This window comes from Pseudomonas sp. PS01299 (assembly GCF_029960145.1).
In the GTDB taxonomy this organism is placed as follows: domain Bacteria; phylum Pseudomonadota; class Gammaproteobacteria; order Pseudomonadales; family Pseudomonadaceae; genus Aquipseudomonas; species Aquipseudomonas putida_A.
Genome location: NZ_JASCPO010000219.1, coordinates 1 through 9,768 on the forward strand (window position 1 = coordinate 1; position 9,768 = coordinate 9,768).

General features: G+C 61.9%; 11 protein-coding genes. 8 read left to right on the plus strand and 3 right to left on the minus strand.

Going from position 1 to position 9,768, the window contains the following annotated elements; genetic code table 11:
- Positions 1-234: 234 nt before the first annotated feature.
- Together QMX91_RS25385 and QMX91_RS25390 are read left to right on the plus strand one after the other, a co-directional pair.
- The gene (locus tag QMX91_RS25385; protein ID WP_098966233.1) at positions 235-480 is read left to right on the plus strand and encodes a TIGR02647 family protein; all 246 of its coding nucleotides are present in this window, start codon (positions 235-237) and stop codon (positions 478-480) included.
- Between the two features lie 184 nt (positions 481-664).
- Positions 665-3,508 (plus strand): class I adenylate cyclase, encoded by a 2,844-nt coding sequence (locus tag QMX91_RS25390; RefSeq protein ID WP_282413551.1) that lies wholly within the window; start codon positions 665-667, stop codon positions 3,506-3,508.
- 6 nt (positions 3,509-3,514) lie between these two features.
- On the opposite strand, the gene rnk is transcribed toward QMX91_RS25390, so the two are convergent.
- The 3 genes from rnk to cyaY form a co-directional block, all read right to left on the minus strand.
- On the minus strand, positions 3,515-3,934 hold the full coding sequence (rnk, locus tag QMX91_RS25395) for a nucleoside diphosphate kinase regulator (RefSeq protein ID WP_115988639.1): 420 nt from the start codon (positions 3,932-3,934) through the stop codon (positions 3,515-3,517).
- Positions 3,935-4,194: 260 nt separating this feature from the next.
- Positions 4,195-4,413 (minus strand): DUF1289 domain-containing protein, encoded by a 219-nt coding sequence (locus QMX91_RS25400; RefSeq protein ID WP_081730175.1) that lies wholly within the window; start codon positions 4,411-4,413, stop codon positions 4,195-4,197.
- A 4-nt stretch (positions 4,414-4,417) separates the two neighbouring features.
- Positions 4,418-4,750, minus strand: a complete 333-nt coding sequence (cyaY, locus tag QMX91_RS25405) for an iron donor protein CyaY (protein WP_003229398.1) — start codon at positions 4,748-4,750, stop codon at positions 4,418-4,420.
- Between the two features lie 316 nt (positions 4,751-5,066).
- Here cyaY and QMX91_RS25410 point away from each other — a divergent pair, with 316 nt between their 5' ends.
- Genes QMX91_RS25410 through QMX91_RS25435 form a run of 6 tightly spaced genes read left to right on the plus strand, consistent with a single transcriptional unit; the run spans position 5,067 to position 9,676 of the window.
- The gene (locus QMX91_RS25410; RefSeq protein WP_007911098.1) at positions 5,067-5,240 is read left to right on the plus strand and encodes a lipoprotein; all 174 of its coding nucleotides are present in this window, start codon (positions 5,067-5,069) and stop codon (positions 5,238-5,240) included.
- 9 nt (positions 5,241-5,249) lie between these two features.
- Entirely contained in the window at positions 5,250-6,497 is a 1,248-nt protein-coding gene (gene lysA / locus QMX91_RS25415; RefSeq protein ID WP_098966238.1) for a diaminopimelate decarboxylase, read from the plus strand.
- Between the two features lie 3 nt (positions 6,498-6,500).
- Entirely contained in the window at positions 6,501-7,331 is an 831-nt protein-coding gene (dapF, locus tag QMX91_RS25420) for a diaminopimelate epimerase (RefSeq protein ID WP_027610441.1), read from the plus strand.
- Between the two features lie 13 nt (positions 7,332-7,344).
- Positions 7,345-8,070: a DUF484 family protein gene (locus QMX91_RS25425; protein ID WP_282413552.1), complete on the plus strand. Its 726-nt coding sequence runs from the start codon at positions 7,345-7,347 to the stop codon at positions 8,068-8,070.
- Positions 8,071-8,072: 2 nt separating this feature from the next.
- Positions 8,073-8,972 (plus strand): tyrosine recombinase XerC, encoded by a 900-nt coding sequence (gene xerC / locus QMX91_RS25430; RefSeq protein WP_003229409.1) that lies wholly within the window; start codon positions 8,073-8,075, stop codon positions 8,970-8,972.
- Positions 8,969-9,676, plus strand: a complete 708-nt coding sequence (locus QMX91_RS25435; RefSeq protein WP_282413553.1) for an HAD-IA family hydrolase — start codon at positions 8,969-8,971, stop codon at positions 9,674-9,676. The genes xerC and QMX91_RS25435 overlap by 4 nt, the downstream gene beginning before the upstream one ends.
- Positions 9,677-9,768 lie beyond the last annotated feature (92 nt).

Consider the following 9,768-nt stretch of genomic DNA (forward strand, 5'->3'; position numbering starts at 1 on the left):
GCCTGCTCGCGATTGCGTTCTTTCAGCAAAAAATCAGCTGACTGACACGGCGCAATCGCGAGCAGGCTCACTCCTACAATGTTTGTTACGTATCTGCCGCACCATCTCCAGGCCCCTGACTACACTGCACTCCACCTCGAAAGGAAAAACCCGGCCACCGGCACTGGACATGCCGCAAAAGCGGGTTCACCTTAGGGGCGCTGTCGTCCAATTCCTAGAAAGTCTGGAGTCCTTATGTCGCTTACCCCTGAGCTGGTTGCCGAACTGGAAGTCCTCGCACTCTTTCCCCTGGACAGTTCCCAGGAAGGTTTGAAAATTCATCAGACCGCTGCCCCGAAACATATCGCCGCCGCCAAACGCCTCTTCGAGAAAGACCTCACCGACAAGCCCGATGGCGGGTATCTGACCAGCCTGGGTCGTGATGCCGCGCAAAATGTGCAAACCGTGCTGACCATTCTGAGAGAACAGGAAACCGCCTGATTTTTCCCGTCTTCGCCCACGGGAACTCCTGCCACGGGATTTCCGCGGGCCCGCTTGATCGCTCACCGCTAAAAATCTGACGTCAAAAAACAAATTCAGCTTAAAAGTCCCGCTGCGCAAAGGCTAAACTGCCTCCCATTCCGAGACCCTCTTCGTCCGAGCCTGCGAGCCGGTTTGAGCTGACATGACGCGCACCCATGAAATCCGCCCCGACCTGGACGAAGGCATCGACCGCAAGGTGCTCAGCCAGCTGCGCGCGCGTTTTCTCAAACTCAATGAAGGCCGGCTCGGCCGGGCACTTGAAGGCCTGTCGAGCCGCCAGCAAGGCGTGCTGACCCTGCTGCCGCTGTTCTTCCACGTCAATCACCCGCTGTTGCCGGGCTATGTTTCCGGCAGCACCCCCGCCGGGCTGTCCAACTATGAACCGGACGCCAGCGCCCTCACCGAAGCGCAGCGCCTGACCCGCTCGTTCTCCTACAAGCCGCGCCATGGCAGCAACCCGCCTCGGCCGATTCACGGACTGTTTCTGATGGGCAGCCTCGGCACCCTGGCCCAGGCCGATCAGAGCGACATGGACGTGTGGGTTTGCCACGCACCGGACCTGAGCGAAAACGAACTCGCCGAGCTGCGCAAAAAATGCCAGCTCCTCGAAGCCTGGGCCGCGACCCAAGGCGCCGAGGCGCACTTCTTTCTGATCGACCCGGTGCGTTTCGTCAAAGGCGAACGCGACACCCAGCTCAGCTCCGAAAACTGCGGCAGCACGCAGCACTATCTGTTGCTGGACGAGTTTTATCGCACCGCGATCTGGCTGGCCGGGCGCACACCGATCTGGTGGCTGGTGCCGGTCTACGAAGAAAGCGCTTACGACCTGTACACCCACACTCTGCTGTCCAAGCGTTTCATTCGCGCCGACGAGACGCTTGATCTCGGGCATCTGGCGACAATTCCGCCGGGCGAGTTCATCGGTGCCGGCCTGTGGCAGTTGTTCAAGGGCATCGAATCGCCCTACAAGTCGGTGCTCAAGCTGTTGCTGACCGAGGTCTACGCCAGCGAACACCCGCAAGTGCAGTGCCTGAGCCTGCGCTACAAGCAGGCCGTGTTCGCCAATCAGCTGGATCTGGATGAGCTGGATCCGTACATGGTGGTGTACCGACGCATCGAGGAATACCTCTGCGCCCGCAACGAGCCGGAGCGTCTGGAGCTGGTGCGGCGCGCGCTGTACCTCAAGGTCAACCGCAAGCTCACCGGCAACAGCCGCACCCAAAGCTGGCAGCGTTCGCTGCTGGAGCGCCTGGCGCACGAATGGCATTGGGATCAGCGGCAACTGGCCTTGCTCGACAGCCGCAGCCAGTGGAAAGTCCGCCAGGTCAGCGCCGAACGCCGCGCCCTGGTCAATGAGCTGAATTACAGCTACCGCTTCCTGACCCAGTTCGCCCGCAGCGAACAGACCGTCAGCCTGATCAACAAGCGCGACCTGAACGTGCTCGGTCGTCGCTTGTACGCCGCGTTCGAGCGCAAGGCCGACAAGGTCGAATTCATCAATCCCGGCATCGCCCCGGATCTGGCCGAAGACACCCTGACGCTGGTGCAATCGCCGAACAAGAAAGAGCCCGGGCAGACCCAGTGGGGTTTGTACAACGGCAGCCTGAACGCGCTGGAGTGGGAGCACTTCGCGCCGATCAAGCGCAGCCGCGAGTTGCTCGAACTGCTGACCTGGTGCCATCGCAACGGCGTAATCGACAGCAGTACGCGCCTGGCGCTGCACCCCGGCACCAGCGATATGAGCGAGTTCGAGTTGTTCAACCTGCTCGGCAGCCTGCAGCAGTGCATCGACCTGCCCCTGCCGACCGTTGCCGAAGAACGACTGCTGCGCGCTGCGGTGCCGAGCGAAGTGCTGATGCTGGTCAACGTCGGTGTCGATCCGCTCAAGCACCACCGCGACCTGAACATCCTGATGACCACCGAACGCACCGATTCCTTGAGTTACGCCGGGGTGCGCGAAAACCTTGTGCTGACCCTCGATCAGGTCACGCTCAACAGCTGGAATGAAGTGCTGGTCAACCGCTTCGATGGCCCCCACGCATTGCTCGATTGCCTGCGCGACTATCTCAACAATCTGCCGCGCGGCCCGCAGCAGCCATCATTGAAAGTGCGTTGCTTCTGCCACAACCGCGCGCAGTTCATTGCCCGGCGCGTCGAAGAAGTCATCGACACCGCGCAGACCCTGCTGCTCAGCGAGCTCAATCACCGCTACCTGATTCAGGTACAACAGCACTATCACGTGCTGGAGCTGGTGCCGGGCCAGGTCAATCACGTAGCCCTCGCGACACTGCCGGCGCTGCTCGATTATCTGGGCGAAGAACAGCCGCGCTACAGCCCGCTGCACCTGGACCCGATGGCGCTGGAGGATCACGACCTCGCGTTGATCCTGCCGATGGGTCAGCCGGAATCGATTCAGGTGTTCTACCGGATCAGCGAACAACAGGCCGAGCTGTACGTGCTGGATGAGTTCAACGCGCTGTGGCAACAGCATCTGCCGTATCACGATGAACAGAGCCTGCTGGTACCGCTGCAGCGCTTCCTGCAATCGATCCAGTACCGACGCGAAGCGCTGTTGCCGATGGATGGCAGCCCGGCGGTCGGCCTCGACACCTTGTATTACCAGCTATTGCCTTCCGGCCCCGGGCGGGCGCGCCGGGTCGAACCACGACCGGCGCCGCAGACACCGGTCAACAAACCGTTCTACGACGTGCAGGCGATCGTCGGCAAAGCCGCACCGGGCGAGGTGCAGGTCACCTTGTATTGCAATCAACGGGAATTCAGCGAGCTGGAATATGGCGACCAGCTGTTCCACGTGGTCGCCCGGGAGATCGTCGAGCAGCGCCGCGAGACCGAGCGCTATCGCTGCTACATCACCGACCTGGACCTCTCGGGCCTGCTCGGTGATGGTCAGAGTTCAAGCAATTTGTATCTGCGCTACAAGGCCGACCTGGAGCGCGCCCTGAACGAGGCGCTCGAACAGGTCTGAGGCGGGTTACTCCGGAAAATCGCCACCCTTGATCGGTTGCGATTCGACCTCGAGCAAAATCAGTTTCAGGGTCTTGCCACCCGGAGCCGGCCAGTCGATGTGCTGACCGACCTTCAGGCCCAGCAGCGCGCTGCCGACCGGCGCGAGGATCGAGATCTTGCCTTCGTCGGCGTTGGCATCCTTGGGATAGACCAGCGTCAGGTGATAGTCCTTGCCGCTGCCTTCTTCGCGGCAGTGCACGCGGGAATTCATCGTCACGACATCGGCGGGCACTTCATCGTGGCCGACCAGTGTATCGGCGCGGTCCAGTTCGGTTTGCAGCGCGATCACGCCCGGCGCAGCCTGGTCTTTCTCATTCAGGTTGTCGATCAAGCGCTCCAGACGTTGCACGTCCAGACGGGTAAGAGTGATGGAAGGTGCGGTCATGATCCGGGCAGACTCCTTTCTTCTGCACACAAAAAAAGCAAAACCCCGCCAAAAAAGACGGGGTTTTCACCATGCCTCGATGGGTTGAGGCGTGTTCGGACACTATCACAGCTCAAAAAATATACAAGCCACCCACTTTTGATCTGGCAAGAACCCCTGTGGCGAGGGGATTTATCCCCGATGGGTCGCGCAGCGGCCCCCAAGCTTCTGAGACTGCTGCGCAGTCTATCGGGGATAAATCCCCTCACCACAAGGTCGAGTCAAGTCAGGGCTTTTCGTGCGGCAGCCTGCTGGCAGATGATCCGACGGCGCTGATCGTCTGCCGAGCGCCATTCGCGAATATCCTCGACATGGCGGAAGCAGCCGAGACAAACCTTCTGTTCATCCAGCCGGCACACGCCGCTGCACGGCGAAGGCACGGCCGGGCTGATGTTGCTGTAAAGCGGCTTTGGCGGACGAACAGGTGCGCTATCAGTCACGAAATCACAGACCTTCGAAATCGAATTCGACACCGGCCTGCTGCTTGACGATGCGCTCGAGCATCTCGCCCAGTTGCTCTTCGCTCTTGTCGCACATCCAGCGCTCGCTCTCTTCGTCGTAGTCGAAGTGGAAACCGCCGGAGACCGCCGCCAACCACAGCTGGCGCAACGGCTCCTGACGACTGAAAATCAGCTGCGTGCCGTTTTCAAACTTCACAGTCAGTACACCGGCCGAGCTTTCCAGGTCGATATCCAGGTCGCTTTCGTCAAAGATGTCCTCCAGTTTTTCCTGGGTTTCATCGACCAGATCGTGGAAACGCGCTTCGGACAAACTCATTGTGGCAACCTCAAAAAATGTCTGATCAGGCTCAAGCGCCGCAAGATACGGACGCTGCCGGCCGATTGCAAAGATTAACGACCAAGCACCTGCCGGCACATCCAACACAACACTTGTGGGAGCGGGCTTGCTCGCGAAGGGGCCGGCACATCCAGCATTTTTCTCGACTGGACCGACGCCTTCGCGGGCAAGCCCGCTCCCACAGGGGTTTATGCGTATTCAGACAGCCCCGCCGGACGGGAACCCCCTCGCATAGGCAAGCTGCCGGGTGGCCGGTATACTCCGGCGCAATTAACGCATTTTCAAGGATTTCGCCATGAAGCGCCTGATCTCTTCCCTTGCTGCGCTCGTCGCGGTTGCCTGCCTCGTTTCGGCCTGTGGTCAAAAAGGCCCGCTGTACCTGCCGGATGACGATCAGGACCCGGCCGAGCAAGCCCAGTCTTCGCAGAAGCAGCCGTCCAAAGCACACAAGCACGACGTTTACCAATAAGGGATCGCCATGGACGCTTTTAACTACCGTGGCGGGGAGCTGTTCGCGGAAGGTGTGGCGCTGTCCGCCATCGCCGACCGCTTCGGCACGCCCACCTACGTCTACTCGCGTGCGCACATCGAAGCCCAGTATCTGGCCTACGCCGACGCGCTGGCCGGCATGCCGCACCTGGTCTGCTACGCCGTCAAGGCCAACTCCAACCTCGGGGTTCTGAATGTCCTGGCCCGTCTCGGCGCCGGTTTCGACATCGTTTCCCGTGGCGAGCTGGAACGTGTACTCGCCGCTGGCGGCAGCGCCGACAAAATCGTGTTCTCCGGCGTCGGCAAGACCCGTGACGACATGCGTCGCGCGCTGGAAGTCGGCGTGCACTGCTTCAACGTCGAATCCACTGACGAACTCGAGCGCCTGCAAGTCGTGGCTGCCGAGCTGGGTGTTCGCGCACCGGTCTCGCTGCGCGTGAACCCGGACGTCGACGCCGGCACCCACCCGTACATTTCCACCGGTCTCAAAGAGAACAAGTTCGGCATCGCCATTGCCGACGCCGAAGACGTGTACGTGCGTGCCGCGCACCTGCCGAACCTGGAAGTGATCGGTGTCGACTGCCACATCGGCTCGCAACTGACCACCCTGCCGCCGTTCCTCGATGCCCTCGACCGTCTGCTGGACCTGGTCGACCGCCTCGGCGATTGCGGCATCCACCTGCGCCACATCGATCTCGGTGGTGGCCTGGGCGTGCGTTATCGCGATGAAGAGCCGCCGCTGGCAGGCGACTACATCAAGGCCGTGCGCGAGCGTCTGAACGGTCGTGACCTGGCGCTGGTGTTCGAACCGGGCCGCTTCATCGTCGCCAACGCCGGCGTGCTGCTGACCCAGGTCGAGTACCTCAAGCACACCGAACACAAGGATTTCGCCATCGTCGACGCGGCGATGAACGACCTGATCCGTCCGGCGCTGTATCAGGCCTGGATGGACGTCACTGCGATCAAACCGCGTGACTCCGCTGCGCGCAAATACGACATCGTCGGCCCGATCTGCGAAACCGGCGATTTCCTCGCCAAGGATCGTGAGCTCGCGCTGGAAGAAGGCGACCTGCTGGCCGTGCATTCGGCCGGTGCCTACGGCTTCGTGATGAGTTCCAACTACAACACCCGTGGCCGTGCCGCTGAAGTGTTGGTAGACGGTGATCAAGTTTTTGAAGTGCGCCGCCGCGAAACCGTGGCCGAGCTGTTTGCCGGCGAAAGCCTGCTGCCGGAGTAACCCATGCTGCTGCGTTTTACCAAAATGCACGGCCTGGGCAATGACTTCATGGTTCTCGACCTGGTCAGCCAGCACGCGCATATTCAGCCCAAGCACGCCAAGCAATGGGGCGACCGGCACACCGGTATCGGTTTCGACCAATTGCTGATCGTCGAAGCGCCGAGCAATCCGGACGTGGATTTCCGTTACCGGATCTTCAACTCCGATGGCTCGGAAGTGGAACAGTGCGGCAACGGTGCACGCTGCTTCGCGCGCTTCGTTCTGGACAAGCGCCTGACCGCCAAACGGCAGATTCGCGTCGAGACCAAGGGCGGCATCATCGAGCTGGACGTGCGTAACGACGGCCAGATCGGGGTGAACATGGGCGCGCCGCGTCTGGTGCCGGCGGATATTCCGTTCGACGCACCGGCGCAGGCCAGCAGCTATCAGCTGGAAGTCGACGGCACCACGGTCGAACTGGCCGCTGTGTCAATGGGCAACCCCCATGCGGTGCTGCGCGTACAGGACATCAACAATGCACCGGTGCATGAACTGGGGCCGAAAATCGAACACCATCCGCGCTTCCCGGCGCGGGTCAACGTCGGTTTCATCCAGGTCATCGACCGCAACCGCGCGCAGTTGCGCGTCTGGGAACGCGGGGCCGGGGAAACCCAGGCCTGCGGCACCGGCGCTTGTGCCGCTGCAGTTGCGGCCATCAGCCAGGGGTGGATGGATTCGCCGCTGTTGATCGACCTGCCCGGCGGGCGTCTGTCCATTGAATGGGCAGGCCCTGGCCACCCGGTGCTGATGACCGGCCCGGCAGTGCGTGTATACGAAGGACAAGTGCGTCTTTGAGTGAGCAGAAGCCATGACCGATAAGCCTCAGGTACCCGCCCGACAGTCCGACGAATCAGCGTCCGAGAGCCTGGAGGCGGCAGCGGTTGCCGCATACCTGGAGGCTCATCCGGACTTCTTCGTCGAGCACGAAGAACTGCTGCCTACCATGCGCATTCCCCACCAGCGCGGTGACACCGTTTCGCTGGTCGAACGCCAGATGAGCATCCTGCGCGACCGCAACATCGAGATGCGCCACCGCCTCTCGCAGTTGATGGACGTCGCCCGCGACAATGACCGGCTGTTCGACAAGACCCGCCGCCTGATCCTGTCGCTGATGGACGCGGCCAGTCTGGAAGACGTGGTGATCAGCGTCGAAGACAGCCTGCGCCAGGACTTTCAGGTGCCCTTTGTCAGCCTGATCCTGCTCGGCGACAACCCGGCACCGGTTGGCCGCTGGGTGACTCATGCCGACGCGCAAACCGCGATCGGCGGTCTGCTCACCGAAGGCAAGAGCGTCAGCGGCACTCTGCGAGAACATGAGCTGGACTTCCTGTTCGGCGAAGAACAGCGCAAGCAGATCGGCTCCACCGCGGTAGTCGCGGTCAGCCATCAAGGCATCCACGGCATTCTGGCGATCGCCAGCCGTGATCCGCAGCACTACAAGAGCTCGGTCGGCACGCTGTTCCTCAGCTACATCGCCGAAGTCATGGGCCGCGTGCTGCCACGGGTCAACAGCTCCCTGCGCTCGGTACGCTGAGCATGGAACGACAACTGGACGCTTACTGCGAACACCTGCGCAGTGAGCGACAGGTGTCGCCGCACACCCTGTCGGCCTACCGCCGCGACCTCGATAAAGTCCTCGGCTGGTGCCTCAAGCAGAACATTGGCAGTTGGGCGGCGCTGGATATTCAGCGTCTGCGCAGCCTGATCGCCCGCCTGCATGCGCAGGGCCAGTCGTCACGCAGCCTTGCCCGATTGCTCTCGGCGGTGCGCGGGCTCTATCACTATCTGAATCGCGAAGGTCTGTGCGACCACGACCCGGCCACCGGACTGGCGCCGCCGAAAGGCGAACGGCGCCTGCCGAAAACCCTCGACACCGACCGTGCTTTGCAACTGCTGGAAGGTGCCGTCGAGGATGATTTTCTGGCGCGGCGCGATCAGGCGATTCTCGAACTCTTCTATTCCTCGGGCCTGCGCCTGTCCGAGCTGACCGGGCTCAATCTCGATCAGCTGGATCTGGCCGACGGCATGGTTCAGGTGCTCGGCAAGGGCAGCAAGACCCGCCTGCTGCCGGTCGGCAAAAAGGCCCGCGAAGCACTGGAGCAATGGCTGCCGCTGCGAGCCATGACCAACCCGGCCGACGACGCCGTATTCGTCAGCCAACAAGGTCGGCGCCTCGGCCCACGGGCGATTCAGGTGCGAGTAAAACTGGCCGGCGAGCGCGAACTGGGGCAGAACCTGCACCCGCACATGCTGCGGCATTCCTTTGCCAGCCACTTGCTGGAATCCTCGCAGGACCTGCGCGCGGTGCAGGAACTGCTCGGCCACTCGGACATCAAGACCACGCAGATCTACACCCACCTGGACTTCCAGCACCTGGCGGCGGTCTATGACAGCGCCCACCCACGGGCCAAACGCAGCAAAGGCGACGATTCATGAACATCCAGTTGATCACCTTCGACCTCGACGACACTCTGTGGGACACCGCCCCGGTGATCGTCAGCGCCGAAGCGGTATTGCGCCAGTGGCTGAGCGAACACGCGCCGAATCTGGGCGCGGTGCCGGTGGAGCATTTGTGGGGGATTCGTGAGCGGGTACTGGCCAGCGAACCGGGTCTCAAGCACCGCATCAGTGCGTTACGTCGGCGGGTGCTGTTCCACGCACTGGAGGAAGCCGGGTACGCCCACGGCGAAGCTGCGGATCTAGCCGACAAAAGCTTTGAAGTATTCCTGCATGCGCGGCATCAGATCGAGGTGTTCCCGGAGGTCGAACCGACCCTGGAAATCCTTGCCAACCATTACGCACTCGGCGTGGTCACCAACGGCAACGCCGACGTGCGTCGGCTGGGCCTGGCGGATTACTTCAAGTTTGCCTTGTGCGCGGAAGACATCGGCATCGCCAAACCGGATGTACGCCTGTTCCATGAAGCTCTGCAGCGCGGTGGTGTGAGCGCAGACCTGGCGGTGCACATTGGTGATCATCCGGGCGATGACATCGCCGGGGCACAGCAGGCGGGGATGCGCGCGATCTGGTTCAACCCGGCTGGCAAAGTCTGGGAAGCCGAGCGGCTGCCGGATGCCGAGATCCGTAGCCTGACCGATTTGCCGGCAGTGCTCGCCCACTGGAATGCCCTCTCGAACTGATCCACTATCCCCTGTGGGAGCGGGCTTGCTCGCGAAGAGGCCGTGTCAGTCAACATACAATTTGAATGACACACCGCTTTCGCGAGCAAGCC

Excerpts from the sequence above, each read along its gene's own strand:
- lysA (WP_098966238.1), top strand. The coding sequence starts at position 5,250 with ATGGACGCTTTTAACTACCGTGGCGGGGAGCTGTTCGCGGAAGGTGTG.
- rnk (WP_115988639.1), bottom strand. The coding sequence starts at position 3,934 with ATGACCGCACCTTCCATCACTCTTACCCGTCTGGACGTGCAACGTCTG.
- QMX91_RS25425 (WP_282413552.1), top strand. The coding sequence starts at position 7,345 with ATGACCGATAAGCCTCAGGTACCCGCCCGACAGTCCGACGAATCAGCG.
- xerC (WP_003229409.1), top strand. The coding sequence starts at position 8,073 with ATGGAACGACAACTGGACGCTTACTGCGAACACCTGCGCAGTGAGCGA.
- cyaY (WP_003229398.1), bottom strand. The coding sequence starts at position 4,750 with ATGAGTTTGTCCGAAGCGCGTTTCCACGATCTGGTCGATGAAACCCAG.
- QMX91_RS25390 (WP_282413551.1), top strand. The coding sequence starts at position 665 with ATGACGCGCACCCATGAAATCCGCCCCGACCTGGACGAAGGCATCGAC.
- QMX91_RS25385 (WP_098966233.1), top strand. The coding sequence starts at position 235 with ATGTCGCTTACCCCTGAGCTGGTTGCCGAACTGGAAGTCCTCGCACTC.
- dapF (WP_027610441.1), top strand. The coding sequence starts at position 6,501 with ATGCTGCTGCGTTTTACCAAAATGCACGGCCTGGGCAATGACTTCATG.
- QMX91_RS25435 (WP_282413553.1), top strand. The coding sequence starts at position 8,969 with ATGAACATCCAGTTGATCACCTTCGACCTCGACGACACTCTGTGGGAC.
- QMX91_RS25410 (WP_007911098.1), top strand. The coding sequence starts at position 5,067 with ATGAAGCGCCTGATCTCTTCCCTTGCTGCGCTCGTCGCGGTTGCCTGC.